Annotated in this window: 23 protein-coding genes; 10 read left to right on the top strand and 13 right to left on the bottom strand. The window is 58.2% G+C overall.

Translation table 11 applies throughout. The features are described 5' to 3' along the window. Positions 1–86: 86 nt before the first annotated feature. Complete coding sequence (locus tag AACZ86_RS12580; protein WP_339693085.1) at positions 87–767, bottom strand: DUF4197 domain-containing protein; 681 nt, start codon at positions 765–767, stop codon at positions 87–89. A gap of 64 nt (positions 768–831) precedes the next feature. Between AACZ86_RS12580 and AACZ86_RS12575 the strand changes: the two genes are divergently transcribed. Then, entirely contained in the window at positions 832–2,997 is a 2,166-nt protein-coding gene (locus AACZ86_RS12575; RefSeq protein ID WP_339693083.1) for a primosomal protein N', read from the top strand. A gap of 182 nt (positions 2,998–3,179) precedes the next feature. Next, the gene (locus tag AACZ86_RS12570) at positions 3,180–4,724 is read left to right on the top strand and encodes a trypsin-like peptidase domain-containing protein (protein ID WP_339693080.1); all 1,545 of its coding nucleotides are present in this window, start codon (positions 3,180–3,182) and stop codon (positions 4,722–4,724) included. Here AACZ86_RS12570 and AACZ86_RS12565 read toward each other — a convergent pair. Genes AACZ86_RS12565 through AACZ86_RS12555 form a run of 3 tightly spaced genes read right to left on the bottom strand, consistent with a single transcriptional unit; the run spans position 4,718 to position 6,980 of the window. After that, complete coding sequence (locus AACZ86_RS12565) at positions 4,718–5,476, bottom strand: isocitrate lyase/phosphoenolpyruvate mutase family protein (protein ID WP_339693079.1); 759 nt, start codon at positions 5,474–5,476, stop codon at positions 4,718–4,720. The genes AACZ86_RS12570 and AACZ86_RS12565 overlap by 7 nt on opposite strands. Continuing rightward, the gene (gene ada, locus AACZ86_RS12560) at positions 5,473–6,510 is read right to left on the bottom strand and encodes a bifunctional DNA-binding transcriptional regulator/O6-methylguanine-DNA methyltransferase Ada (protein ID WP_339693078.1); all 1,038 of its coding nucleotides are present in this window, start codon (positions 6,508–6,510) and stop codon (positions 5,473–5,475) included. The genes AACZ86_RS12565 and ada overlap by 4 nt, the downstream gene beginning before the upstream one ends. Next, the gene (locus AACZ86_RS12555) at positions 6,507–6,980 is read right to left on the bottom strand and encodes a DUF1203 domain-containing protein (RefSeq protein ID WP_339693076.1); all 474 of its coding nucleotides are present in this window, start codon (positions 6,978–6,980) and stop codon (positions 6,507–6,509) included. The genes ada and AACZ86_RS12555 overlap by 4 nt, the downstream gene beginning before the upstream one ends. 289 nt (positions 6,981–7,269) lie before the next feature. On the opposite strand from AACZ86_RS12555, the gene AACZ86_RS12550 reads away from it, so the two are divergent. The 5 genes from AACZ86_RS12550 to AACZ86_RS12530 all read left to right on the top strand — a co-directional run bounded on the left by AACZ86_RS12550 (position 7,270) and on the right by AACZ86_RS12530 (position 12,178). After that, positions 7,270–7,824, top strand: coding sequence for a F0F1 ATP synthase subunit delta (locus tag AACZ86_RS12550; RefSeq protein ID WP_339693074.1), 555 nt, complete (start codon positions 7,270–7,272; stop codon positions 7,822–7,824). A 12-nt stretch (positions 7,825–7,836) separates the two neighbouring features. Further along, positions 7,837–9,366 (top strand): F0F1 ATP synthase subunit alpha, encoded by a 1,530-nt coding sequence (gene atpA, locus AACZ86_RS12545; RefSeq protein ID WP_339693072.1) that lies wholly within the window; start codon positions 7,837–7,839, stop codon positions 9,364–9,366. Between the two features lie 115 nt (positions 9,367–9,481). Continuing rightward, entirely contained in the window at positions 9,482–10,357 is an 876-nt protein-coding gene (locus AACZ86_RS12540) for a F0F1 ATP synthase subunit gamma (protein ID WP_339693071.1), read from the top strand. Positions 10,358–10,382: 25 nt separating this feature from the next. Next, entirely contained in the window at positions 10,383–11,828 is a 1,446-nt protein-coding gene (gene atpD / locus AACZ86_RS12535) for a F0F1 ATP synthase subunit beta (protein ID WP_339693070.1), read from the top strand. A 92-nt stretch (positions 11,829–11,920) separates the two neighbouring features. Continuing rightward, the gene (locus AACZ86_RS12530) at positions 11,921–12,178 is read left to right on the top strand and encodes an ATP synthase F1 subunit epsilon (protein ID WP_339693069.1); all 258 of its coding nucleotides are present in this window, start codon (positions 11,921–11,923) and stop codon (positions 12,176–12,178) included. Between the two features lie 87 nt (positions 12,179–12,265). Here the strand turns inward: AACZ86_RS12530 and AACZ86_RS12525 are convergent, their stop codons facing one another. Then, a complete protein-coding gene (locus AACZ86_RS12525) occupies positions 12,266–13,186 on the bottom strand; it encodes a DMT family transporter (protein ID WP_339693068.1) in 921 nt (306 codons plus the stop codon). A gap of 177 nt (positions 13,187–13,363) precedes the next feature. Here AACZ86_RS12525 and AACZ86_RS12520 point away from each other — a divergent pair, with 177 nt between their 5' ends. Continuing rightward, on the top strand, positions 13,364–14,896 hold the full coding sequence (locus AACZ86_RS12520) for a CpaF family protein (protein WP_339693066.1): 1,533 nt from the start codon (positions 13,364–13,366) through the stop codon (positions 14,894–14,896). 8 nt (positions 14,897–14,904) lie between these two features. Here AACZ86_RS12520 and AACZ86_RS12515 read toward each other — a convergent pair whose 3' ends face one another. The 8 genes from AACZ86_RS12515 to AACZ86_RS12480 all read right to left on the bottom strand — a co-directional run bounded on the left by AACZ86_RS12515 (position 14,905) and on the right by AACZ86_RS12480 (position 22,894). Then, on the bottom strand, positions 14,905–15,102 hold the full coding sequence (locus AACZ86_RS12515; protein ID WP_339693065.1) for a hypothetical protein: 198 nt from the start codon (positions 15,100–15,102) through the stop codon (positions 14,905–14,907). Between the two features lie 6 nt (positions 15,103–15,108). Then, the gene (gene mmsB, locus AACZ86_RS12510) at positions 15,109–15,993 is read right to left on the bottom strand and encodes a 3-hydroxyisobutyrate dehydrogenase (protein WP_339693169.1); all 885 of its coding nucleotides are present in this window, start codon (positions 15,991–15,993) and stop codon (positions 15,109–15,111) included. Positions 15,994–16,054: 61 nt separating this feature from the next. Then, positions 16,055–16,837, bottom strand: a complete 783-nt coding sequence (locus tag AACZ86_RS12505; protein ID WP_339693063.1) for an enoyl-CoA hydratase-related protein — start codon at positions 16,835–16,837, stop codon at positions 16,055–16,057. Beyond that, positions 16,834–17,877 carry an enoyl-CoA hydratase/isomerase family protein gene (locus AACZ86_RS12500; protein ID WP_339693061.1) on the bottom strand — a complete coding sequence of 348 codons (1,044 nt, stop codon included), beginning with the start codon at positions 17,875–17,877 and terminating at the stop codon, positions 16,834–16,836. Before AACZ86_RS12500 ends, AACZ86_RS12505 begins: the two co-directional genes overlap by 4 nt. A gap of 7 nt (positions 17,878–17,884) precedes the next feature. Further along, positions 17,885–19,027 carry an acyl-CoA dehydrogenase family protein gene (locus AACZ86_RS12495; RefSeq protein ID WP_339693059.1) on the bottom strand — a complete coding sequence of 381 codons (1,143 nt, stop codon included), beginning with the start codon at positions 19,025–19,027 and terminating at the stop codon, positions 17,885–17,887. A gap of 2 nt (positions 19,028–19,029) precedes the next feature. Next, positions 19,030–20,271, bottom strand: a complete 1,242-nt coding sequence (locus AACZ86_RS12490) for a dipeptidase (protein WP_339693057.1) — start codon at positions 20,269–20,271, stop codon at positions 19,030–19,032. A 10-nt stretch (positions 20,272–20,281) separates the two neighbouring features. Further along, positions 20,282–21,223, bottom strand: a complete 942-nt coding sequence (locus tag AACZ86_RS12485; protein ID WP_339693055.1) for a polysaccharide deacetylase family protein — start codon at positions 21,221–21,223, stop codon at positions 20,282–20,284. Between the two features lie 168 nt (positions 21,224–21,391). Next, the gene (locus tag AACZ86_RS12480) at positions 21,392–22,894 is read right to left on the bottom strand and encodes a CoA-acylating methylmalonate-semialdehyde dehydrogenase (protein ID WP_339693054.1); all 1,503 of its coding nucleotides are present in this window, start codon (positions 22,892–22,894) and stop codon (positions 21,392–21,394) included. 90 nt (positions 22,895–22,984) lie between these two features. Here AACZ86_RS12480 and AACZ86_RS12475 point away from each other — a divergent pair, with 90 nt between their 5' ends. Next, positions 22,985–23,908 carry a DMT family transporter gene (locus tag AACZ86_RS12475; protein ID WP_339693052.1) on the top strand — a complete coding sequence of 308 codons (924 nt, stop codon included), beginning with the start codon at positions 22,985–22,987 and terminating at the stop codon, positions 23,906–23,908. Between the two features lie 25 nt (positions 23,909–23,933). After that, the gene (locus tag AACZ86_RS12470) at positions 23,934–25,673 is read left to right on the top strand and encodes an amidohydrolase family protein (protein ID WP_339693050.1); all 1,740 of its coding nucleotides are present in this window, start codon (positions 23,934–23,936) and stop codon (positions 25,671–25,673) included. Positions 25,674–25,831 lie beyond the last annotated feature (158 nt).

Here is a 25,831-nt window from a genome sequence, read left to right as displayed (position 1 = left end):
TTTCCGCGAGGCGTGAAACTGCGGCCCCCACTTTCCTGACAGAAAGCTGTGGATAGATTGGGGAAAAATTGCGGGATAAAATGCCGCTAAAATGCCTTTCCGACGCCCAGCACGGCAATGAGCAAGGGATCATTTGTCGCCCGCGGATTGGCCCGAATCGATTCTTCCTGTGCGCCGATCGAGCGATAGATGGCGTCGCTGACCTTGTTGGTCACATCGCGGCTGATGCTGGAAAAATCGACATTGGTGGCTTGCGACAGCACGAGATTGATAATCTCGTTGTCAAACAACCTCAGCCCGTTGCCGACGCCCGGCAGCATCCGGTCGACCAAGGTGTTGCCCAGCTGCCCCTGCAACAGGCTGGTGGCGGCGCGCGGTCCGCCATTGATGATTGCGGCTGCGTCGGCGATGCTCATGTTGCGGATGGTTTCCGCGACGATAGGAGCGGCAAGTTCGGCACCCGTTTCTGCCGCCCGGTTAACCTGCTTCAGCAGACGGTCCTGAATCGGCTTGGAGCGCAACAGGGCAGTTGCGACGCTGGTCACCCGCGATCCGCCTAGCGAATCCGGAACCGCAATCCTTGCCACCTGACTGTCGAAGAAACCGTTCGGCTGGAGCAGTTCGGCGAAGGCGTTCTGCGAGGACAGGGTGAGAAGCCGTTTTATGGCCTCGGTGAGGCTGAGGCCCGGAAGGCTTGAACAGCCGGGAAGCGCCAGTAATCCGGCGACAGCGCCAAAGCCCAAAATTGATCTGCGATGATAGATCATTACTCTCTCCTGTTTTCGTCAAAGCAAGAATGACGGATGATGATAAGCTGCCTATAGCACGAATATGAATCGCGTTCGTGTACTCCTCCTTAATGCCGCTCTGGGCCCGCTCGATTACCGTGTCCCAGATGGCATGCAGGTCGAACCCGGCTCGATCGTGATGGCACCGCTTGGCCCGCGCAAACTGCCCGGAGTCGTGTGGGAGGCCGAGAGTTTTCCGGTGGAGGAAATCGACCCGAAGAAATTGCGTCCCTTGCTCGAACTTCGCGATGTACCGCCGTTGCGCGCACCATTGCGGCGACTGATCGAGTGGACGGCGGCTTATTATTTTGCCTCTCCCGCATCGGTATTGCGGATGGTGCTTTCCAGCGGAGCCGCCTTTGCCGACAATCGCCCGATCAGCGAGTACCGCCTGAACGGCTCGGTTCCGGACCGGATAACGCCGCAGCGTGAACAGGCGCTCGAAAAATTGATCGGCGAGCAAGGGACGATCAGCGAACTGGCCAATAAGGCCGGTGTATCGATCGCGGTAGTCCGGGGGCTGGAAAAGCTGGGCGTGTTTGACCGGGAAGACGTTTCCCCGTTTGCCACCAGTGCCAAGCCCTTGCCCGATTTCGACAAGGTTGATCTCAGCGATGATCAGCAGAATGTCAGCAATATCTTGATCGAGGCGGTGCGTGCATCGGAGTTCAAACCCTTTCTGCTCGACGGCGTAACCGGATCGGGCAAGACCGAGGTCTATTTCGAAGCGGTCGCCGAAGCCCTGCGTCAGGACAAGCAGGTGCTGGTGCTGCTGCCGGAAATCGCGCTGACCGAGCCATTTCTCGACCGGTTCCATGCGCGGTTCGGGGCCGAGCCTCTCGCCTGGCACAGCGGCATGAAACAGTCTGAACGCAAGAAAAACTGGCGGGCGCTGGCCGAGGGCAATGCCAAGGTCATCGTCGGTGCGCGCTCCGCCCTGTTCCTGCCTTACTCCAATCTGGGACTTATCATCGTTGACGAAGCGCACGAGACCAGCTTCAAGCAGGAAGACGGCGTCCGCTATCACGCCCGCGATGTCGCGGTCATGCGCGGCCTATACGAGAAGATTCCGGTCATATTGGCCTCCGCTACGCCAGCGATCGAGAGCCGCCATCAGGTCGAGCAGGGCAATTACGAACTGCTCGAACTGCCGGCGCGTTTTGGCGGGGCGACGATGCCCGATATCGAGGCGCTCGATCTTACCGAGGATGTGCCGCCGCGCGGAAGCTGGCTCGCACCAACGCTGGTGAACGCGCTGGAGGAAAATCTCGAGCGCGGCGAGCAATCGCTGTTGTTCCTCAACCGGCGCGGTTTTGCGCCGCTCACCCTTTGCCGCACCTGTGGCCACCGGATCGACTGCCCCAATTGCACGGCCTGGATGGTAGAACATCGCCTGACCCGCCGCCTCGCCTGCCACCATTGCGGCCATGTCATGCCGATCCCGGAAAAATGTCCCGAATGCGGTGACGAAGACAGTCTGGTGGCCTGCGGTCCCGGGGTCGAGCGGATTTGCGACGAAGTCAAGATGCTGTTCCCGCAGGCCCGGACCGCGATCGTCACTTCGGACACGATCTGGTCGCCGCAGAAAGCCGCCGATTTCGTCCACCAGATGGAAGCCGGAGCGATTGATATCGTCGTCGGCACCCAGCTGGTGACCAAGGGCTATCATTTCCCCAATCTTACCTTGGTAGGCGTTGTCGACGCGGATATCGGGCTGGAAGGCGGCGACCTGCGCGCCGCCGAACGCAGTTTCCAGCAAATTGCCCAGGTCGCCGGGCGCGCGGGACGGGCGGAAAAGCCCGGGCGTGTCTATGTCCAGACCCGGATGCCCAACGCACCGGTGATCCAGGCGCTGATCAAGAATGACCGCGAAGGCTTTTACGCCGCCGAAATTGAGTCGCGACGACAGGCTCTTGCCCCACCGTTCGCCCGCTGGGCTGCGATCATCGTGTCGTCCGAGGATAATAAGGAAGCGATGGAAACGGCGCGCCTGATCGGCCAGACCGCTCCCAAGCTCGACGGATTTTCGGTTTACGGCCCTGCCCCTGCTCCGCTGGCGATGCTGCGCGGACGGCACCGGCACCGGTTGCTGGTCCACGCGCTGCGGTCGGTCGACTTGCAGAATATCATGCGCGAATGGCTGGAACAGCTGGAATGGCCGCGCGCGGTGCGGGTCGGGGTCGATGTTGATCCCTATAGTTTTGTTTGATTTCCGGAGCCAATGAGGGATTGGGTCGGAGATGTCCAACCGGCCCGATGCCGGTTTTGCCTCGATGTCACGCAGGCTCGCTTGCGCACGCAATCACCCTGACCGCTCCTTTGAAAAGGAGGGGCGAAGAGAAGTTCAAAAGTCCTTTGAAAATCCTCCCGAATTAAAGCATGAGCCAATCCATGATCAAAAAGCTATTCCTGTTCGTCGCAATCACTACCGCAACCCTGGTCACCGGCCCCGCCCAGGCCGATCCGACCGATATCAGCGCCGCCAGCCGTTCGGTTGTCCGGGTCGTGCTCGCGGCCAAGGATGGAGACAAGGTTGCCTTTGTCGGTCATGGCAGCGGTTTCGTGGTTGCTCCGGACAAGATTGTCACCAACGCCCATGTCGTAGAGATCGCGCGGCAGGAAAGCTCCGTGGTCATCGGCATCATTCCGTCGCAGGGCGGCACCAGCTATGGTGGCAAGATCATCGCTTATTCGCCCGGCAACGATCTGGCGCTCATTCAGGTACTCGATGGCGGACGACTGCCGCCATTGACGATTTTTGGCGGCCAGGTTGCCGATGGCGCCGATGTGGTGGCGATCGGCTATCCCGGTTCTGTCGACCGGGCGCAGGGACTTGATCTGGATGACCTGATCAACCCGATGTCGCCGGTCAAGACCACCGGCACGGTTTCCGGTGGTCGCACAACCAAGCAATTCGACACGATCCTACACACCGCGCCGATTGCGTCGGGCAACAGCGGCGGGCCGCTGATCGACAATTGCGGCCGGGTGCTGGGGGCGAACAGCTTTGGGTCCATCAGTGACGGTAATGATGCGGAATTCGGCTTTGCTGTATCGGCGCGCGAGATTTTGAGCTTCCTGCGCAAGGCGGGCGTGAAAGTGGGATCGACGGCGACGCCGTGCCGGTCCGCTGCGGAGATCAGTCAAGAAGAACAGCTACGAGAAGCCGCAGCCCGCGCGCAAGTGGACGCGGCTAAGAATGCGGAAGCGGAAAAGCGCCAGCGTGCCGAGGCCGAATTGCGCACAGGCATATCGCAGGACATCATCGCCGAGCGCGAAAACCGGATGGCCCTAGCCGCTCTGATGCTCGTACTGGCCCTGCTCGCTGCGGGCGCCGCAGGTATTCTGATGGTTCAGGGCAAGCGCAACCCGGCGATAGCGGCGGCTGGCGGCGCGGCCGTGTTGCTGCTTGGCGCGGTTTTCATTTTCCTGTCCCGCCCGGATTTCACCGAAATAGATGATCGCGTGGCTGCTGCGTTGCAGGAAAAAGGTGACAAGGCTGCGCCCCAACAAGCAACAATCGTCACATCGGGCCAATATCAATGCACGATCAACCCGAACCGGAGCCGGATCACCGTGTCGCAGCAGAATGAAATGCCGCTCGAATGGGCCGACGGCGGCTGCGTCAACGGCCGCACCCAATATGGCCGCGACGGGGCCAAATGGTCACGGATATTCGTTCCCAATCAGGAGCAGACGATCACCATCAGCAGTTTCCAGCCGGATCGCAGCGAGTTTACCGAGGAACGCTACCTGATGGGACTGGACCAGATGATCAAGGCCCGGGAAATTCGCGCAAAATATGGCAACAGGGCCTGCACAAAGGATAACGAGGCGCTAGCCGATATCGAGGATATGGTGAAGGCGATCAGAGCGGAATTGCCGTCTCAGGCGAACGAGAGTCTGGTTTACGAGTGCAAGAAAGTCGCTCAATAATCAGGCTCTTCGCCGCCTAGTACCTTCTCCGCCTGGCTCGTCAGCCAAGTCATCGCTGCTGCCCACGGCTGATGCCCGTGGCTGATCCTCGCCACACCCAGGCTGGCCAATTCTGCGGCACCCGGGCCGTCGGACGAGCGCAATATATTGACCGGCAAAGGCGAAGCATCGCAAATCGCACCAATGCATTTTCTGTCGCTCAGAAACGGAACAAACAGGCTCCCTGCCCCGGCGTCGGCATATATTTTTGCCCGCTCGAGAACCTGCGCGACCAAGGCATCGCCATCGGTCTCTGCCGACTGGCCGCGGAAAACGTCGCATCGGGCGTTGACCCAAATTCCGGTTGAAGCGGCGGCGGCCACGCGTTCGGCAAAGACCTCTGGTGCAATCAGCCTGTTTTCTCCGGGCATGCGATCTTCCATGTTGATGCCGCTCGCGCCTGCATCAAAAGCGCGTTGCACCGACTGGCGGACTGCACCGGCATCCGCGCCATATCCGGCTTCCATATCGATGCTTACCGGCAGATCTGACACTGCAACAATATGTTCGAGATTGATAATCGCGTCATCGAGGGGGAAGGCCTCGCCGTCGGCGATGCCCTGGGCACCGGCTACGCCATAGCTGCCCGTCGCCAGGGCCTTTGCACCGGCGGCCGCAACCGCTTTGGCGCTGCCGGCATCCCAGATATTGACCAATATCAAGGGATCGCCCGGTACGTGAAGATCACCGAATTCCTGTATTTTCTGGTTCATTTCGCTTCCTTTTCCAGCAAACGCGTCTTTATCTCCAGCCCATAGGCATAGCCGCCCATGGTACCGTCGCTACGCACCACCCGGTGGCAGGGGATCAGGACGGCGACATGGTTGGCGCCATTGGCGCTACCCACAGCACGAACCGCTTTCGGCTTGCCGATCGCCATCGCGATATCGGCATAGCTTCGGGTTTCCCCTTCGGGGATTTTGCGCAGCTCCTGCCAGACCGCTTCCTGAAAGGCGGTGCCCTGGACATCGAGCGGGATATTGTGCGGGCGACCCGGCGTTTCCACCTGAGCAACCACTTGCGCGAGCAATTTGGCGAAAGCATCGCCGCCGGCCCGCAAGTCCGCTTTCGGGAAGCGGTCCCGCAATTCTTCCTCGCCCTCGTTGAACGACAGGCAGCAGATGCCCTTGTCGGTCGCGGCGACCATCATCGCGCCGAGCGAGGTTTCGACAATGGCCCAGCGCACCGTCACTCCTGCCCCGCCATTTTTCCAGACTCCCGGTTTCATGCCCATCTTCTGGCCCTTTTTCTGTTCCTCGTAAAAACGCGACGCCGATCCATAACCCGCGTCGTAAATCGCTTCGGTTACCGATGCACCGCTATCCAGCGCATCCCTGACCCGTTCCCTTCTCACCGCCCGCGCATAAGCGGCAGGTGACAATCCGGTTTCACGTTTGAAAATCCGTTGAAGGTGAGTCGGCGAGTAGCTGGTCAGTTCGCCAAGCGCGGCAAGCGCCGGTGCGCTCTCGGCCATGCGGATCGCATCAATGACCGTCTTCACCGCTGCTTCGTCCCGCGCCACATCATTGGGAAGGCAGCGCAAGCAGGCGCGCAGGCCTGCTGCCTCTGCCTGCTCTGCTGTCGTAAAAAACCGGACATTTTCGCGTTTCGGGTGGCGGGCGGCGCAGGAGGGGCGGCAATAGATGCCGGTGCTCAGGACACCCGTAACGAATTTCCCGTCGAAGCTGCGGTCGCGGGCCTGCACGGCCGTCCATGCTTGAACATTATCTACTATCTGATGGTTCACGGCTCAAACCTCTCCACCCGCGCGACGAAACATCCGTGGGCTGCGTTATGCACATCTATATAGGCAACCTCGTCCAGTTCAAAGAGCTCACGGATCGACCGGTCTGCATCCCCGGGCAAGGACAGTTTCGCCGTTTTCAACATCGCGTCCGAACCGAACGCCCGCATTCCCAGGGTTCGGCCATCGAATACCGGCGGAATGGCATCCGTATATTGCGCCGCGGCTGCCAGTCCCGTTCTCGCAAATATCGCATAAGCGCTCCTATAGGGAGAATCGACATCGTGGGACATGTGGTGGAACAGAATCAGCTCTTCCCCCGCTTCGGCGTCCTCCAGAGATATGCGGCAGGGAAAACCGGGTTTGCCGGTCGCTGTCATCGGCACCGCGCCCATCGCCGAGAGTTCTTCTGCGGTTGCGCCCTCGAAGGGTTTGACAATATCCGGGCTCAATCCGGTGATTTGATAGGTCATGGAAAGTCTCCAATGCTGGAAGTTGCAGTGGATTTAAATCACCGCGCCCCACACGGCTTCCCGTATCTTGCGTTCAAAGCTAATAGTCATAGGCGGAACAATTCAAAGCCGCTGAAAACTGCTGGTTTGGCTTTCCGGAAAAATGATTCCCCAAGCCATCTTGCATCGCAGCAAAATGGTTGCTAGACGCCGCGCATCCGTGGGCGGAATCGCAGGATTTCCGGCCATTAAGCGGACCATTTCATCAACGGTTTTCAGACCGTGCTTACGGTCAGGGAGAAGCAAACGCGTGGATCATTCCAGCGGCATTAGAGCGAGTTTAGCGGGGCGTTACGCCACGGCTTTGTTCGCGCTCGCAAAAGAAAAGAAGAGCATCGACGCGGTGCAGGCCAGTCTCGCGACATTGAGCGCGGCCATGGCCGAATCGAGTGACCTCAAGGCGCTGACCAGCAGCCCGGTTGTCTCCCGCGATGATGCCGGCAAGGCTATTGCAGCCACGGCCAAGGCCCTTGGCCTCGACAAGCTGTCGACCAATGCGCTCGGCGTGCTCGCGGCCAATCGCCGGCTCGACCAGATCCCTGCCGTCATTCGCGCCTTTTCCACATTGGCCTCTGACCATCGCGGCGAAATCACCGCAGAAGTTACCTCGGCTCATCCCCTGGATGAAAAGCAGATTGATGCGCTCAAGGCGCAGCTCAAGAAACGTGTGGGAAGCGATGTTAGCGTTTCCACCGCCGTTGATCCGTCCATATTGGGCGGGCTCGTCGTGAAAATCGGCAGCCAGATGATCGACAGCTCGATTAAAACCCGTTTGAACACCCTATCGCAGGCCATGAAGGGCTAAAGGAAGATACACATGGATATTCGCGCCGCAGAAATTTCAAAGGTCATCAAGGACCAGATCGCCAATTTTGGCAATGAAGCCCAGGTTTCCGAAGTCGGAACCGTGCTTGCCGTCGGTGACGGTATCGCCCGTATCCACGGTCTCGATCAGGTGCAAGCCGGCGAGATGGTTGAATTCTCCAACGGTATTCAGGGCATGGCGCTGAACCTCGAAGCTGACAATGTCGGCGTCGTGATCTTCGGCTCTGACGCTGAAATCAAGGAAGGTGACGTTGTTAAACGGACCGGCACGATTGTGGACGTTCCGATCGGCAAGGAATTGCTCGGTCGTGTGGTTGACGGTCTCGGCAATCCGATTGATGGCAAGGGCCCGATCAAAACCACGCAGCGTAGCCGTGTGGAAGTCAAGGCACCGGGCATTATCCCGCGTAAGTCGGTTCACGAACCCGTCCAGACCGGCCTGAAAGCACTCGACGCTCTCGTTCCTGTTGGCCGTGGCCAGCGCGAACTGATCATCGGTGACCGTCAGACCGGCAAGACCGCTGTCGCGATCGACACGTTCATCAACCAGAAAACAGTCAACGCCGGCAAGGACGAGAGCAAGAAGCTCTATTGCATCTATGTCGCCATCGGCCAGAAGCGCTCGACGGTTGCACAGATCGTCAAGAGCCTCGAAGAAAATGGTGCGATGGAATATTCGATCGTGGTTGCCGCAACCGCTTCCGAGCCTGCACCTCTCCAGTATCTCGCGCCTTATACCGGTGTGACGATGGGTGAATATTTCCGCGATAACGGCATGCACGCCTGTATCGTTTATGACGATCTCTCCAAGCAGGCTGTGGCTTATCGCCAGATGTCCCTGCTGTTGCGTCGTCCTCCAGGACGTGAAGCTTATCCTGGTGACGTTTTCTATCTCCACAGTCGCTTGCTCGAACGTGCCGCGAAGATGAACGAAGCCAATGGCTCCGGTTCCTTGACCGCATTGCCGATCATCGAAACCCAGGCTGGTGACGTTTCGGCCTATATTCCAACCAACGTGATTTCGATCACCGACGGCCAGATCTTCCTCGAAACCGACCTGTTCAACCAGGGTATCCGTCCTGCCATTAACGTGGGTCTGTCGGTTTCCCGTGTTGGTTCTGCCGCTCAGACGAAGGCGATGAAAAAGGTTTCGGGTTCGATTAAGCTCGATCTCGCGCAATATCGCGAAATGGCGGCTTTTGCGCAATTCGGCTCCGATCTTGATGCGTCGACCCAGAAATTGCTGGCTCGTGGTGAACGTCTCACCCAGTTGCTGAAGCAACCGCAATTTTCGCCGCTGCCGTTCGAAGAACAGACCGCGTCGATCTATGCCGGTACCAACGGGCATCTCGATAAAGTCGCAGCGACCGACGTTGTGCGTTATGAAGCAGCGATGCTTGCCCATATGCGCAGCGAACATGCCGACATATTGAAAACGATCCGTGAAAGCGGTGATTTGGCAGATGATACCAAGGCAGCTCTCGAAGCGGCACTGGCGGCATTTGGCAAGACGTTCGTATAAGGAGAAACTGTCATCCCGGACTTGATCCGGGGTCCAGCGAATAGAAAAGCCGCGAAGCGACATTTTTATGGAACTGGGTTCCCGCATTGGCGGGAATGACAATTGAAGGAACGAAATGGCTAGTCTTAAAGAACTGAAAGATCGGATCGCGTCGGTTAAATCGACCCAGAAGATCACCAAGGCCAAGAAGATGGTCGCAGCGGCCAAGCTGCGCCGGGCGCAAATGGCTGCGGAAGCTGCGCGTCCCTACGCCAGCCAGATGGAAAAAGTGATGGCGAGCCTCGCCTCCAAGGTTTCGATCGACGAAAATTCGTCGAAACTTTTGGCTGGCACCGGCAAGCGGGACACCCATCTTCTGGTCGTCGCCACATCGGACCGTGGCCTGTGCGGCGCGTTCAATGCCAATATCGTCAAGGAAGCGCGGCTCAAGGCCGAAAAGCTGCTCGCCGAAGGTCACAAAGTGCTGTTCTACATGGTTGGCCGCAAGGGCATCCCGATCATCAAGCGTTTCTACCCCGGCCAGATCCTGAAGCATTTCGACACATCGGTTGTCAAAGCGCCGGGATATGAAGAAGCCAAGGCAATTGCTGCGGACCTGACTGCGCTGGTCGAAGAGGGCAAGTTTGACGTCGCCCATCTCTTCTACGGCAAGTTCAAATCCGCATTGGTGCAGGAACCCACGGTTCAGCAGATCATCCCGATAGCGGTTCAGGATGGCGCTATCGCCGAATCCGCTGGCGCTGTGGACTATGAGCCGGACGAGGAAGAAATTCTCGCCGCGCTGCTCCCGCGCAACCTGACCACCCAGATTTTCGGCGCATTGCTGGAAAATAACGCGTCGGAACAGGGTGCGTCGATGACCGCCATGGACAATGCGACCCGCAATGCCGGCGAACTGATCGACAACCTTACCATCGTCTATAACCGCAGCCGTCAGGCCGCGATTACCACCGAATTGATTGAAATTATCGCTGGCGCTGAAGCGCTCTAAAGCACGTACGCAAGGAAACGTAAAAATGGCAAAAACCAAAAATGTAGGCCGCATTTCTCAGGTTATCGGCGCTGTCGTCGACGTAACCTTTGACGGCGAGATCCCGGCAATTCTCTCGGCTCTGGAAACCAGCAACAACGGCAACCGGCTGGTGTTGGAAGTTGCTCAGCATCTCGGCGAGAACACGGTTCGTACCATCGCAATGGATGCGACCGAAGGTCTCACCCGCGGTCAGGAAGTAACCGACACCGGTTCGCAGATCATGATGCCTGTTGGTCCTGAAACGCTTGGCCGGATCATGAACGTGATCGGCGAGCCAATCGACGAACGCGGCCCGATCGGCAACAAGACCACTGCCCCAATTCACGCGGAAGCTCCTGCTTTTGTCGACCAGTCAACCGAGAATGAAATTCTGGTTACCGGTATCAAGGTTGTCGATCTGCTCGCACCTTATGCAAAAGGCGGCAAGATCGGCCTGTTCGGCGGCGCCGGCGTGGGCAAGACCGTGCTTATTCAGGAACTGATCAACAACATCGCAAAAGGCCATGGCGGTACATCCGTTTTCGCCGGTGTTGGTGAGCGTACCCGCGAAGGTAACGATCTCTATCACGAATTTCTCGACGCTGGCGTTATCGCCAAGGATGCCGACGGCAATCCAAAGTCGGAAGGCTCGAAAGTGGCTCTCGTATTCGGCCAGATGAACGAACCTCCAGGAGCGCGTGCTCGTGTGGCTCTCTCCGGTCTGACCCAGGCGGAATATTTCCGTGACGTTGAAGGCCAGGACGTTCTGTTCTTCATCGACAACATCTTCCGCTTCACTCAGGCTGGTTCGGAAGTGTCCGCACTTCTTGGCCGTATTCCTTCGGCTGTGGGCTATCAGCCTACCCTGTCGACCGACATGGGTGCGTTGCAGGAACGTATCACGTCCACCAACAAGGGTTCGATTACATCGGTTCAGGCGATTTATGTTCCTGCCGACGATTTGACCGACCCTGCACCGGCAACCTCCTTTGCCCACTTGGACGCAACCACCGTTTTGAACCGTGCGATTTCGGAGCTGGGCATCTACCCTGCTGTTGATCCGCTCGATTCAACCTCGCGTGTTCTCGAACCACGGGTTGTTGGCCAGGAACATTATGATACGGCCCGTGCTGTTCAGGAAACCCTGCAGAAATATAAGTCTTTGCAGGACATCATTGCCATTCTCGGCATGGACGAGCTTTCTGAGGAAGATAAGCTGGTCGTTCAACGTGCCCGCAAGATCCAGAAGTTCCTGTCGCAGCCGTTCCACGTTGCTGAAGTCTTCACCGGCATCAAGGGCAAGTTCGTTGATCTCGAAGACACGATCAAATCGTTCAAGGCGGTTGTCGAAGGCGAATATGATCACCTTCCAGAGAACGCTTTCTACATGGTCGGCGGAATCGAAGAAGCGGTCGAAAAAGGCAAAAAAATGGCTGCTGAAGCGGCCTAAGCTACATCCATTGGCACTGGGCCGCCGAACAGCGCGGATACTCGACAGACGCGCTCCGGCGAGCTCAGGACCAACGGTATAAAGGTACTATAATGGCAAACCTACATTTCGAACTCGTAACCCCTGAAAAGCTCGTCCGGTCGGATGATGTTTTCATGGTGGTAGTGCCCGGTACCGAGGGTGATTTTGGCGTGCTCGCCAATCATGCGCCGGTCATGTCGACGATCCGCGATGCCGATCTGGTCATCTACGCCACCGAAGGCGGAGCGCCGGAAACGATTTCCGTCCAGGGCGGCTTTGCCGAAGTGAATGACAAGGGCCTGACGGTTCTCGCCGAAGCCATTTCCTGACCGAGCCGTTCGTGGTCGGCTAGTCGAACCACTTCTGTCATCATTTTCTGCCTTGGCAGGGCCTCGGGATAGGCGTCCTGACTGAGCCTATGCCTCCAGCACGGTGGTCGCCTTGCGCTCGCTGCGCCAAAGCAACAACCCGCTGAAAACAATCAACAATCCACCCATCATTGCGGTCCCGTCTATCGGGTCCCCGAATATGAAAATGCTGATTGCTGTGGCGATCAGCAGCTGGATATAGACGATCGGCGCAATGGCCGCCGCCGTCGTGCGCATCGTTGCCATGAAGAGCAGGAAATGACAGCCGGTTGCAGTCAGAGCCACGAGCATGCAACGCAGGATAACATCCCAGTCCGGGGCACCCGGAACGGTCATGACCGGAACCATCCAGTGCCCGATCACACTGGCGATGACCAGAAATGTTGCCGCCCAGAAAGCAATGTAAAATTGCGCTGCAAATATCGACCGCTGGTTCGATACCATCCGGTTGAGGATCAGCATGGTCGACATGGAAAAGGCGGAAATCAGCGGTAAAATGGCCACCCAGCCAAAGGCCGCGACATTGGGACGCAACATGATCAGCACACCGGCAAAGGCAATGATCGTCGCGCCCCAGGTCCGCGGCGGCATCTTCTCGTTCAAGAACCAGCCCGAAAATAATGCGGTCAGGATCGGGTTGATGAATGATATCGCGACCGCATCTGCGAGCGGCATGATGTATATTGCCGAGAAAAAAGTAATCGTTCCGACAAACAGGCAAAATCCGCGAGCCATATGAAGCCAGGGACGGTTGACCTGAAAGCCGCGACGCCCTTCGCGCAGGAACAGAATCACGGCCAGCGCCAGCGCGCCGATCGAAAAACGCAGGGCCGCTACCGCCGGAGCAGGCCAGTCGCCAGCCATGGACTTGATTATCGCATCGCCCAGCGGAAATCCGGCAAATGCCACCAGCGCCAACGTGATGCCGCCCGCTGCGGTTTTCCGTTCGGTTGAATGATCAGCCTGCAAAATTACGTCTCTCGTGCATTTCCCCGGGCTTAGTGGCTGCCAGCCGCTGCACAAGCCTCAAATAGATAGATTTTTTTAGCCATCCCAATCCAATCAAACTAATTTTCCGGTTTATTAACCATTTTCGGGGAAAGAGGGCATGTATCTTGTGATATTAGTTAAATCGGACAGAACAGCATGAGCGCATTTGGCAAGAAAAATGGACTGGGCGGCGGAAAGTCGTCCTTTGGTGTCGCTAAGCCGATGAATGGCGGCGGCAAGAAAACCGCCAAATCCGATAACCCCGAAGATAATCTCGGTGGCAATCAATTCCCTCCGATCGAATCCATACCGCTCCCCGGCGAAGGCGCGCCAGCCCCGGCGGCGCCTACCGACCCGAATGACGCGATGGCGCGGCTTTCCGAACGCTCGCAACCATTGGCCGACGGTGGCGACAAGGAAGAAGGCTTCGGTGCCTCCGTCCACAAAATCAAGGAACAGGTGCTCCCTCGCCTGCTCGAGCGCGTCGATCCGGAAGCGGCCGCGACCCTGAACAAGGAAGAGCTGACCGAGGAATTCCGCCCGATCATCATGGAAGTGCTGACCGAGCTTAAACTGACACTCAACCGGCGCGAGCAATTTGCCCTGGAAAAAGTGCTGGTCGACGAACTGCTCGGTTTCGGACCATTGGAAGAGCTTCTGCAAAATCCGGATATTTCGGATATCATGGTCAACGGCCCCGAACAGACCTATATCGAAATCAAGGGTAAGCTTGAAATCGCGCCGATCCAGTTCCGCGACGAGGAACATCTGTTCCAGATCGCCCAAAGAATCGTGAACCAGGTTGGTCGTCGTGTCGACCAGACCACACCGCTTGCCGATGCCCGTCTCAAGGACGGTTCTCGTGTGAACGTTATCGTGCCACCGCTGAGCCTGAAGGGCACCGCGATCTCGATTCGTAAATTCTCCGAAAAGCCGATCACGCTCGACATGATGAAAAACTTCGGTTCGATGTCCGAAGAAATGTGCACCGTGCTCAAGATTGCCGGCGCCTGCCGTTTTAACGTGGTTATCTCCGGCGGTACCGGTTCGGGTAAAACGACCATGCTCAACGCGATGTCGAAGATGATTGATCCGGGCGAACGCGTGCTGACCATCGAGGATGCTGCCGAGCTTCGCTTGCAGCAGCCGCACTGGCTACCGCTCGAAACCCGCCCGCCGAACCTTGAAGGCCAAGGCGCGATCACCATCGGCGATCTCGTGAAGAACGCCCTGCGTATGCGTCCTGACCGGATCATCCTCGGCGAAATTCGTGGCGCGGAATGTTTCGACCTTCTCGCCGCCATGAACACCGGCCATGACGGCTCCATGTGTACGCTTCACGCCAACAGCCCGCGCGAATGTCTCGGCCGTATGGAGAATATGATTTTGATGGGCGACATCAAGATTCCGAAGGAAGCGATTTCCCGGCAGATTGCGGAATCGGTCGATCTGATTGTCCAGGTCAAACGTCTCCGCGACGGTTCGCGTCGTACGACCAACATTACCGAAGTGATCGGGATGGAAGGCGACGTGATCGTGACCCAGGAATTGTTCAAATATCAATATATCGATGAGGATGCAGACGGCAAGATCATCGGCGAATATCAATCCGCCGGCCTGCGTCCCTATACGCTCGACAAGGCGCGTCAATATGGCTTCAACCAGCCGTTGCTGGAAGCCTGCCTGTAATCAGCGGCTTAGTCGGTCGAGATAAATCCGAGACCGAAGGCTATTGATATGCCGAAGGTCAACAATGCCAAAGCGGTGATTGTTGACCACGGCATGAAACCGACATCTTCAATGTCGCGGCGATTGTTGCGCCGCCGGTTGCCGATCTCTGCAATCACCGCGATTGTCCCTGACAGACCGCACATTACCATCCACAGCGGCGGCATTGAAGGTCAGCCCTTGGCCAGCATATTGATGATGCCGGAGAAATCCTTGCCGCCCTGCCCTTCAGTTTCGGCATATTTCTCGTAGAGTTTCGCTGCTTCTGCGCCCATCGGCACATCCGCACCGGCGCTTTGCGCGGCTTCCATCGCCAGACGCAGATCTTTCAGCATCAAGGCAGCAGCAAAGCCGCCTTCATAATCATTGTCTGCCGCGCTTTGCGGACCGACACCCGGGACCGGGCAATAGCTGGTCATCGACCAGTTCTGTCCTGACGCCTTGGAGGAGATATCGTAGAATGTCTGCAGGTCGAGACCAAGCTTCTCCGCCATCTTGAACGTCTCGCAGGTCGCGATCATCGACGCGCCAAGCAGCATATTATTACAGATTTTCGCCGCCTGTCCCGCACCATTGCCGCCGGCGTGGATCACCGCCTTGCCCATGTCGGACAGGATCGGTTCGGCGCGTTTGAAGCCTTCGTCGCTGCCGCCGACCATGAAGGTCAATGTTCCGCCATTGGCCGCCGCAATGCCGCCGGATACAGGGGCATCGACTGGGACGAGGCCCTTGGCTTCCGCCATCGTGGCAACATCGCGCGCGCTGTCGACATCGATGGTCGAGCAATCGATCACCAAGGTGCCCGGATTGGCATTGATGATGATCTCATATTCATAGACCTTGCGGACATGAGTACCGGCCGGAAGCATGGTGACCACAGCTTCCATATTCTGGACCGCCTGTGCAGCGTCGCTGACCGGATGGCAGCCGGCTTCACCGGCTTTCGCGAGCGCTTCGCCGGACAGGTCAAAAGCATGCACCTCGTGCCCCGCTTTTGCAAGATTGGCGGCCATGCCGCCACCCATATTGCCAAGGCCGATAAATCCGATTTTCATTATAGTCTCCAGTGATTGTCAGCAAAACAAAGCCAGCGGCCTTGCAAGGTAGAAGCAGCTATTCCTAGCGTCCCTTCCACTGTCCTTCGCGTTTTTCGATGAAGGCAGCCATGCCCTCTTTCTTGTCTTCGGTAGCGGTCAGGATCTGGAACAGACGCCGTTCGTGGACCAGACCCTGCTCGAGATTATTCTCAAATGCCGAATTGACCATTTCCTTGTTCACCTGCGCGGCCATCGGCGGCATCGAGGCGACAAGCGCGGCAGATTTCAGAGCTTCATCGAGCAGATCATCATGCGGAACCACGCGGGCTACAAGACCGGAACGTTCGGCTTCTTCAGCATCCATCATCCGGCCGGTCAAGCACATTTCCATCGATTTGGCCTTGCCGATCGCGCGGGTCAGGCGCTGCGAGCCACCCATGCCCGGTGCAACACCCAGCTTGATTTCCGGCTGGCCGAATTTCGCCTTGTCGCTGGCAATGATATAATCCGCCATCATCGCGAGTTCACAGCCACCGCCCAGCGAAAAGCCGTTGACCGCCGCAATCCAAGGCTTGCGGGTCGTCTTGACGATATGGCTGGTCCACTTGGCGAAGAAATCCTCGAGATAGAAGTCGGCGGCGGACTTGTCGTACATTTCCTTGATATCGGCGCCAGCGGCAAAAGCCTTGTCACCTGAACCCGTCAATACGGCGCAGTTTTGCGTCTCATCTGCCTGAAAAGCGGCGAAAGCATCGATCAGTTCATCCAGCACCTGGCTGTTCAATGCGTTCAGCGCCTGCGGCCGGTTGAGGGTAATCAGGGTAACCGCACCCTTTTTCTCGGTAAGAATTGTTTCGTACGTCATAGGGGCTTCCATTCTTCATTGGCTGGCAGGGGTGCGAAAATCGCATCAATCCATTCGTCGGTCACTTCTTCGGGCGTCGCCGGCTTCCATTTCGGATCATTATCCTTGTCGATTATCAGTGCCCGCACGCCCTCGAGGAAATCGTGCATCACCAGCACATGATAGCCGATCCGATATTCGTTGCGCATTTCATCGGCGAAGCTGTTCATCGCCGCGCCTTCCCTGAGCTGGCGCAGCGCCACCTTGCAAGTCTGCGGGCTTTTGGTGCCGAGCGTATCGCGCTCCTTGGCCGCCCAGTCGCTATCGTCGGCTTCCAGTGCGGCGAGGATATCTTCGAAACGGTCGGAGGCGAAAAACTTGTCGATCTTGTCGAGATTCCTGGCGATCCGCGCTTCGGGAATATTGCCCGAAAGCTGCCCCAATATGCCGTCGATACGATCGGGCTTTTCGGTAATCCGTTGTTTGGCTTCTTCGAGAGCTTCCGATGGCAGATAATGGGTAGCGATACCCACTTCCTTGCACTCGGCGCCATCCAGCCGCGCACCGGTGAGCGCGAGAAACTGTCCTAACCGGCCTTCGAGCCGGGACAGGAACCAACCGCCGCCGACATCCGGGAATAGTCCGATTCCGGTTTCCGGCATGGCAAATCGGGTATGCTCGGTGGCCACGCGATATTTGGCCGGTTGCGAAATTCCGACGCCCCCGCCCATGGTGATGCCGTCCATGAAAGCGACTATCGGCTTGGGATATTCAAACAGCAGATGGTTGAGCTGATATTCGTGATAGAAAAACTCGCGACCTTTCTTGCCGTCGGTCATGCCGGATTCGCGCAGCATCGCGATATCGCCACCGGCGCAGAAGCCCCTGCCCTCGCTATGGTCGAGGATAACCGCTTCCACGCTGTCATCGTCCCGCCATGCGAGCAGTGCCTCGGTCATCGCAAGGCACATGTCGAGGTTGAGCGAATGGATGACTTTGGGCCGGTTCAGGCTGATATGGCCAACCCGACCGGTTTTTCTGATAATGAGATCTTCTGTCATAAATTTCCTATTGGCGCAGCAATTCGCGCGAAACGATCATACGCATGACCTGGTTGGTACCCTCTAATATACTATGCACGCGCAAATCGCGCCAGAAGCGCTCGATCGGATAATCCTGCAAATAGCCATAGCCGCCAAAGAGTTGCAGCGCGTCGTTGACGATCTTGCTGCCGTTGTCGGTTGCCAGCCGCTTTGCCATTGCGGCAAATTTGGTCTTGTCGGGCGTGCCTTCGGTGACCTTGGCGGCGGCGAGATAGAGCAGCGCCCGCGACGCTTCGAGGTCCGTCGCCATATCGGCGAGCATGAACTGGGTATTCTGGAAGTCGCTGATCGCCTTGCCAAATTGCTTGCGCTCCTTGGTATAGTTCACTGCTTCATCGAGACAACGCTGCGCGCCGCCAAGCGAACATGCGCCGATGTTCAAGCGTCCGCCATCCAGACCGGCCATGGCGATGCGAAAGCCCTCGCCCTCGTCACCGACCCGGTTTTCAACCGGTACCCGGACATTGTCGAAATTGACCTGAGCCGTGGGTTGCGAATGCCAGCCGAGTTTCTTTTCATTTGCGCCAAAGCTGACACCCTCCATGTCCTTCTCGATGACCAGGCAGGTCACACCTTTGGCACCGTCATCGGAGGTGCGCGTCATCGTGACGTAAATCTCGTTCTCGCCGCCGCCGGAAATAAACTGCTTCGAACCGTTGACGATATAGTCGTCGCCGTCGCGAACAGCTTTGGTCTTCAGCGAGGCCGCGTCCGATCCCGCTCCGGCTTCGGTCAGGCAATAGCTGGCGATTTTCTCCATCGGCACGAGATCGGGGAGATATTTGTCCTTCACCGCCTGCGAGCCGAATATGTCGATCATCCAAGACGCCATATTATGGATCGAGATGAAGGCGCTGGTCGAGGGACAGCCATAAGCCATGGCTTCCATGATGATCGCCGATTCGAGCCGGCCGAGACCGATGCCGCCCGATTCCTCGGACACATAGATACCGCCAAAGCCGAGGTCGGCCGCCTGCTTGATCGTATCGCGCGGGAATATATGCTTTTCGTCCCACTCGGCCGCAAAGGGCGTGATCGCGTCGGCGGTGAATTTCTGCGCCATTTCCTGAATGGCGAGCTGGTCTTCGGTCAGGGAAAATTGGGTCATATCTATTTCTGTTTCTTCGCTATTTGCGCGGCTGTGGATTCGACGCCCTGCAGTACCCGCAATATGTTGCCGCGGGCGATTTTTGCAAGGTCAGCGGCGCTATATCCTCGCCCTGCCAGTTCGGCAAATAGCACTGGATAGGTCGACACATCAGAGAGATCGTCGGGCGTAAACCTGATTCCGTCATAATCGCCGCCAAGGCCGATATGGTCGATACCGGCGACATCGCGGATGTGATCGATATGGTCGGCGATATCCTTTGCGGTCACCGGCGGCATCGGATTATCTTCATTCCATTTCGCCAGATGGGCTGCACGTGCGGCCTCGTCTCCGGGATAGAGTGCTGCCGCGCGCGCTGTTTCGGCCTTCTGTCCAGCGTCCCAGTCGCGGTTTTCCGCACTGACATAAGAGGGTACGAAGGTTACCATCACCAGTCCGCCGTTGGCCGGCAGCCGCTTTAGCACCGCATCCGGCACATTGCGGGGGTGGCTGGTTACGCCATCGGCAGAACTATGGCTGAAAATCACAGGTGCGCGGGTCGCGTCCAGCGCATCATTCATCGTCGCTTCGGATACATGGCTGATATCGACGATCATGCCGAGCCGGTTCATTTCGTGCACGACGGAAACACCGAATTCGGAGAGACCATCGCTTTTTGGCGCATCGGTCGCGCTGTCGGCCCAGTCGAGCGTCTTCCAGTGGGTCAGCGTCATATAGCGTGCGCCGAGCGCATAGGTCTGGCGCAACACGGCGAGCGAATTGCCAATCGAATGGCCGCCTTCCATACCGATCAGCGAAGCGATACGGCCGTTTTGCAGGGCCGATTCCACGTCATCAGCGGTCAGGGCGAGTTGCAGATCATCCGGATATGTATCGACCAGCCGGTGGACGATATCAATCTGCTCGATCACCCGCTGAACGGCCTCAAATTCCGGTAATTCCGGGTCGATCCAGACCGACCAGAACTGGCCGCCGACTCCGCCTTGCCGGAGCCGGGCGATATCGGTGTGCATCACCTTTGAACCGGTCCCGGTGGTCGGTAGCGTGTTGCGAAAATCGAATTGCGAGAAATCGCTGGCGAACCGCTCGGCAATCTGTTCCGGCGCGTCATTATGCCCGTCGATCACCGGGTTTTTGGCGAGCACGTCTTGCGCGATTTGATCGGGTGACTGCGCCTGTACCGAGGCAGCGCCGAGCAAGGCGGCAGCAAGGGTGAGGCTGCGAACGATGTTAATGGTTTTCATGCGACAAGGTCTAGTCGCGCAGCACCCTCTCGGCAAACAGCTTTTTCGCTAGTTTCTGATCATTGCGCTTGTACCAGCGATTGCCGATATTGCGCTCTGCGGCGAGCATCTGCGTGCGGGTGCCATCGGCAAAATCGACATCCGGCTCCATATTGGCAATCGGATCGCGATAGGCTTCATCGGCAGAAACGATGGTCCAGCCTTGCCGTTTCAGCGCGGCGGCCAGGTCATCAACGAACATTGCGGCAAGATCGGTCTCGTGCAGCAATATCATCTGGACCGGCGCTCGATCGAGCGTTCTCCGCGCCAGATCATCGGAAAACTCAGCCGACTCAACATAGGATTCTACAAACAGGTCGCGCAAGGCGTTCCAGTCCATGAGCTTACCCGCCCTGGCCGCCGAGATCGCCATATCCTCCAGATACCAGTCCGATGCGTCGACCGTAACATAGCCGTTCATCAGCCCGCGCTGCTTGAGACCCGTACGCACGGCATCGCGCTTTGCCTTGTTTGTTCTCCCCTCGTCGAGGAACGGAAAGCGGAACCAGGGACGGTAGTTGGGTTTGCCCTTGAGCCATTTCTCGGCCGCATCGATGTCGGCGAGAAATGCTTTGGCCGAGACCGCAGAAAGCTTGTTGTGCTTGGCTGTGTGATTGGCCAGAACATGGCCGGCTTTGGCATAAGCGGCGATATCGGCGGCGTCGTTATCATGAGCGGTAATTCGCCCCGGATTGATGAAAAAGGCCGCCTGCTCGACACCGGCGGTTTGCAATGCCTCGATCAGTAATCTCGGCCGTTCATCCGGTTCCAGAAAAGCACCCGCGCCGCGCGGGGCATCATCGAAACTGAAGGCTATGCGTTTGTCTGACGTCGCAACGGGTTGCGGCAGAGGCACCGTCTCCCTTGTCGCGTTTTCCGTAGGCCAGAAAGCGAACAAAATGATTGCCAGCAACAATGATGGCAAGAACACCCGTGGCGACAGCGCTAGCAACGCGGCACCGAAAATGATGTTGGCTGGACAGTCATGATAATCATGTCCGCCCGAAATGCCGGGATTTCCAGCATTTCGGGAGACTTGTCCTGATTTGGAACTCTGTTGCGGTCAAGCCTTACCGGGCATTTACCCCATGGTCGGAATGACAAAGGCATCCTTGTTACCGCCATCGGCAGTGCCGTCGGGCCAGCGCTGGGTAATGGTCTTGACCTTGGTCCAGAATTTCACGCCTTCCATGCCGTGCTGGTTGGTGTCGCCGAATGCCGAGCGTTTCCATCCGCCAAAGCTGTGATAGGCGACCGGTACCGGAATCGGCACGTTGATGCCGACCATGCCGACATTGACGCGGCTGGCAAATTCACGGGCGGCGTGTCCGTTACGGGTAAAGATCGCGACGCCATTGCCATATTGATGCTGGCTCGGCAGCGCGAGCGCTTCCTCGAAATTCTTGGCGCGGACGATCTGCAGGACGGGCCCGAAAATCTCTTCCTTGTAGCTTTCCATATCGGTGGTGACATGGTCGAACAAGGACGGTCCGATGAAACAGCCATCTTCATGACCCTGCAGCGAGAAGCCGCGGCCATCGACGACGAGCTCGGCACCTTCGTCAACGCCGGTCTGGATCCAATTCTCGACGCGTTGCTTGTGGGCCGGATTAACCACCGGTCCGTAGTGGGCTTCTTCGTCGGTCGATACGCCTACCCGAAGGGCCGCCATCGCCGGAATCATTTTCTCGCGCAGACGGTCTGCGGTTTCTTCACCCACCGGAACGACAACCGGCAAAGCCATGCAGCGTTCGCCAGCCGAACCGAAGGCAGCGCCCGACAGATCATTCACGACCTGATCGAGATCAGCGTCGGGAAGGACAATCCCGTGGTTCTTCGCGCCGCCCATTGCCTGGACCCGTTTGCCGGCTGCAACGCCGCGCTGGTAGACATAGTGAGCGATATCGGAGGAACCGACAAAGCTGATGCCGCCAATGGCCGGATGATCAAGAATGGCATCGACCATTTCCTTGTCGCCTTGCAGGCATTGCAAAATGCCTTCTGGCAATCCGGCTTCAAGCATCAGTTCACAGAGTCGTACCGGTACCGACGGATCGCGTTCAGACGGTTTCAGAATGAAGGCGTTGCCGGTCGCGATGGCCGGGCCGAACATCCACATCGGGATCATCGCCGGGAAGTTGAACGGAGTGATGCCGGCGCCGATGCCGATCGGCTGGCGCATCGAATAGACATCGATGCCGGGGCCTGCACCCTGGGTATATTCGCCCTTCAGGACATGCGGAATACCGCAGCAGAATTCGATCACTTCGAGTCCGCGCTGGATATCGCCCTTGGAATCCGCGATCACCTTGCCATGTTCGATCGACAGCAGATTGGCCAGTTCGTCCATATGCGCTTCGACCAGTTCCTTGAACTTGAAGAACACGCGTGCCCGACGCTGCGGGTTGGTAGCGGCCCAGGCCGGTTGCGCTGCAAGCGCAGCCTCTACCGCCTTGTCGAGCACCGCTGCATCGCCGAGATCGACCTTGCCCTGGATACCGCCATTATTGGGATCAAAAATATCGCTCTGGCGGGACGCTGCTGCGGTTCCTCCGGAAGCCAAGACATGGGTTACAGTGCGCATTGAAAGACTCCTGATTGCATTTGCGCGCTATATGCTATTTACCGCAACAATGCACAACCGCTCTTCCCCTATCTTTTATGGCAATATTGCATGAGCAATGACGGTGCCGCCGGACAGAACCGGCCGATGGCAGGAATCCTTACGCGTCTGGCCGCGATGCTCTCGCTCGCCGTCATGTTTGCCTTCGTCAAACTGGCCGGCGAGCAAGGCGTGCATGTCACCGAAAGCCTGTTCTACCGCCAGTTGATTGCCATGCCGCTGATCTGCTTTCTGATCATGCGGAGCCGGGAAGGTTGGCCGTCCATCGTCTCGAACAAGCATAAGCTCCATATCTTGCGCTCCTGTCTCGGCATTTTTGCCATGGGCCTCAATTTCTGGGCGATGACCCTGCTGCCGCTGGCCGATGCCACGACGATCAGCTTCACCGTTCCCATTTTCGCGACTCTGTTTGCCGCGATATTCTTGCGCGAGAAGGTCGGCATCCGGCGCTGGTCGGCAATCCTGATCGGCTTTGTCGGCGTGCTGATCGTGGTCCAGCCCGGCGGATCGCTGATCCCCGCCTTCGGTGCCGCCGTGGCCCTTGGCGGCGCTCTGGTCACCGCGGCGGTTACCATGGTCATCCGCATGCTGGGCCGAACCGAAACCAGCGTTGTCACGATATTCTGGTTCTCGGTCTATACTTTGCCCGCGCTTACCGTCTTCGCCTTCATTTATGGTGGCGGGCATGATGCAAAGACCTGGGGCTATCTGCTTGGCATCGGCATTTTCGGCGCTCTCGGGCAGCTGTGCATCACCCAGTCGCTACGCTTCGCGCCGGTGTCGACGATCGTGCCCATGGACTATAGTTCGCTGATCTGGGCGACCTTCTTCGGCATCGTCATCTTCGGCCAATATCCCGGCCTGTCGATCTGGCTCGGCGCGCCGGTCATCATCGGATCCGGCCTGTTCATTGCCTGGCGCGAACATGTGAAGGCGAGCAAGCTGACGGTTGCCAAGGCGGAGCCGAGCGCATAATCACTCCCGCAATAGGGAGAGAGACATGCTGAAATTCATATCGTCCATCGGGGCAGCGCTGACGCTGCTATTTGCTGCCGACGCGCAGGCCGAAGAGGGACCCGCTCCCCTCCCCTATCCCGAAGTGACGATCTTCGAAGCAGCCAAGATCATCACCATGGAGCCCGGCTATCCCGAGGCCCGCTATGTCGCGACCGCCGACGGTATCATCCTCGGCCTCGGCCAGACATTGGAAGATCTGGAAGCATGGACGAGGGACCGGGAGGTCACCGTCGACCGGCAGTTTGCCAGGCAGTTCCTGATGCCCGGCTTCATCGAACCGCATGTCCATCCGATGCAGACCATCATGATGCTGCCGATGCCGTTCATCAGTCCCGAGGAGTGGCAGCTCCCCGGCAAGACCTATCCCGCGGCCCGCGGCAAGGCGCAATATGAAGAGCGCCTGCGCGCGGAAATGGCGAAGAGCGACGACGCCCTGTTCATCACCTGGGGCCATCACAAGCTGTTCCACGGCGACATGGACCGTGCCGAACTCGACCGCATCGCGCCCGACCGGCCGGTGGTGATCTGGCAGCGCAGCTTCCACGAGATCATCGCCAACAGCAAGGCGCTGACCCTGCTCGGCATCGGCGACGAAGCGGCCTTCACCGCGGCGTTCAGCAAGCCCAATATCGATCCCGGCCATGCCGATTATGCCAGCGGCATCATCCACGAGACCGCCTTGTTCAACGGCATCGAAATGCTCCGTCCCTATCTCTTCTCGCCGGCCAAGGTGCAGCAGGGTCTGGCCGACATGCGCCAGATGATGCTCGAAAATGGTGTCACCACCAGCGCCGATCTGGCCTTTGGCGGCTTCGGCGGACCGGCGATGGAGTCGGCTTTGTTCAAGAGCCTCTATGACCAGCCGACCACGCCGTCGCGCATTCTCGCGATCCCCGTTGCGCCGCTGGTCACCGGCGATCCCAATGTCTGGCTCAAGGACATGAAAGCCAAATATGACAGCAGCAAATTCTTCTTCTCCAACCGGGTCAAACTGTTCGCCGACGGCGCCTTCTTCGCCCAATATATGCAGATGAACCCGCCCGGTTACAGCGACGGTCACGAGGGCAAATGGCTGACCGAGCCGGAGGAATTGCTCAAGCAGACCGAGCGTTTCTGGGACGCTGGCTGGAACCTGCACACCCATGTGAACGGCGATCGTGGCCTCGATGTGGTGCTCGACATCACCGAAAAGCTCGCCCTCCGCAACGGCCAGAATATCGTCATGGAACATCTCGGCTATTCGACCGAAGCGCAGAACCGGCGGATCGGCGATATGGGCCTCTATGTCTCCGCCCAGCCCAATTATATCCGCATCCTCGGCGATGCTTACGCGAAGACCGGCATGGGCCCCGACCGCGCCGCGCAGATGAGCCGGCTCGGTTCGCTCGAGCGCAAGAATGTTCCGCTCGGCCTGCACAGCGATTTCAACATGGCACCGATCGATCCGCTCTATCTCGCGTGGGTGGCGAGCAACCGGATCACACTCGACGGCAATGTCAAGGCGCCGAAAGAGCGGCTCTCGCTCGACAAGGCGTTGCGCGCAATCACCGTCGAGGCGGCGCAGGTGATCGGTCTGGACGCGATGGTCGGCAGTATTGCCACCGGCAAGAAAGCCGATTTCACCGTGCTCGACCGTGACCCCTATGTGGGCGGCGCGGCGAAACTGCGCGAAGTCGGGATCAAGGGCGTGATATTCGAGGGGCGCTGGTTCCCGGCGGAATAGTGCTTCTGCAAACACCGTTCGCGCTGAGCCTGTCGAAGTGTTTGGCGCGAGCAAGCTGGACAGCATCGTCATCCTGAACTTGTTTCAGGACCCCTTGAGATTGCGCACCGCCGCCCGAGGTCCTGAAACAAGTTCAGGATGACGAGTGCCCCCTAATC

Source organism: uncultured Parasphingorhabdus sp., from assembly GCF_963975735.1.
GTDB lineage: Bacteria > Pseudomonadota > Alphaproteobacteria > Sphingomonadales > Sphingomonadaceae > Parasphingorhabdus.
The sequence above is the reverse complement of the archived record's forward strand: the minus strand, read 5'-3'. Positions and strand labels throughout refer to the sequence as shown.

Coding starts and splice junctions, on each gene's coding strand:
- AACZ86_RS12580 (WP_339693085.1), bottom strand. CDS start 767: ATGATCTATCATCGCAGATCAATTTTGGGCTTTGGCGCTGTCGCCGGA.
- AACZ86_RS12575 (WP_339693083.1), top strand. CDS start 832: ATGAATCGCGTTCGTGTACTCCTCCTTAATGCCGCTCTGGGCCCGCTC.
- AACZ86_RS12570 (WP_339693080.1), top strand. CDS start 3,180: ATGATCAAAAAGCTATTCCTGTTCGTCGCAATCACTACCGCAACCCTG.
- AACZ86_RS12565 (WP_339693079.1), bottom strand. CDS start 5,476: ATGAACCAGAAAATACAGGAATTCGGTGATCTTCACGTACCGGGCGAT.
- AACZ86_RS12555 (WP_339693076.1), bottom strand. CDS start 6,980: ATGACCTATCAAATCACCGGATTGAGCCCGGATATTGTCAAACCCTTC.
- atpA (WP_339693072.1), top strand. CDS start 7,837: ATGGATATTCGCGCCGCAGAAATTTCAAAGGTCATCAAGGACCAGATC.
- AACZ86_RS12540 (WP_339693071.1), top strand. CDS start 9,482: ATGGCTAGTCTTAAAGAACTGAAAGATCGGATCGCGTCGGTTAAATCG.
- atpD (WP_339693070.1), top strand. CDS start 10,383: ATGGCAAAAACCAAAAATGTAGGCCGCATTTCTCAGGTTATCGGCGCT.
- AACZ86_RS12530 (WP_339693069.1), top strand. CDS start 11,921: ATGGCAAACCTACATTTCGAACTCGTAACCCCTGAAAAGCTCGTCCGG.
- AACZ86_RS12520 (WP_339693066.1), top strand. CDS start 13,364: ATGAGCGCATTTGGCAAGAAAAATGGACTGGGCGGCGGAAAGTCGTCC.
- AACZ86_RS12515 (WP_339693065.1), bottom strand. CDS start 15,102: ATGCCGCCGCTGTGGATGGTAATGTGCGGTCTGTCAGGGACAATCGCG.
- AACZ86_RS12505 (WP_339693063.1), bottom strand. CDS start 16,837: ATGACGTACGAAACAATTCTTACCGAGAAAAAGGGTGCGGTTACCCTG.
- AACZ86_RS12500 (WP_339693061.1), bottom strand. CDS start 17,877: ATGACAGAAGATCTCATTATCAGAAAAACCGGTCGGGTTGGCCATATC.
- AACZ86_RS12495 (WP_339693059.1), bottom strand. CDS start 19,027: ATGACCCAATTTTCCCTGACCGAAGACCAGCTCGCCATTCAGGAAATG.
- AACZ86_RS12490 (WP_339693057.1), bottom strand. CDS start 20,271: ATGAAAACCATTAACATCGTTCGCAGCCTCACCCTTGCTGCCGCCTTG.
- AACZ86_RS12480 (WP_339693054.1), bottom strand. CDS start 22,894: ATGCGCACTGTAACCCATGTCTTGGCTTCCGGAGGAACCGCAGCAGCG.
- AACZ86_RS12475 (WP_339693052.1), top strand. CDS start 22,985: ATGAGCAATGACGGTGCCGCCGGACAGAACCGGCCGATGGCAGGAATC.
- AACZ86_RS12470 (WP_339693050.1), top strand. CDS start 23,934: ATGCTGAAATTCATATCGTCCATCGGGGCAGCGCTGACGCTGCTATTT.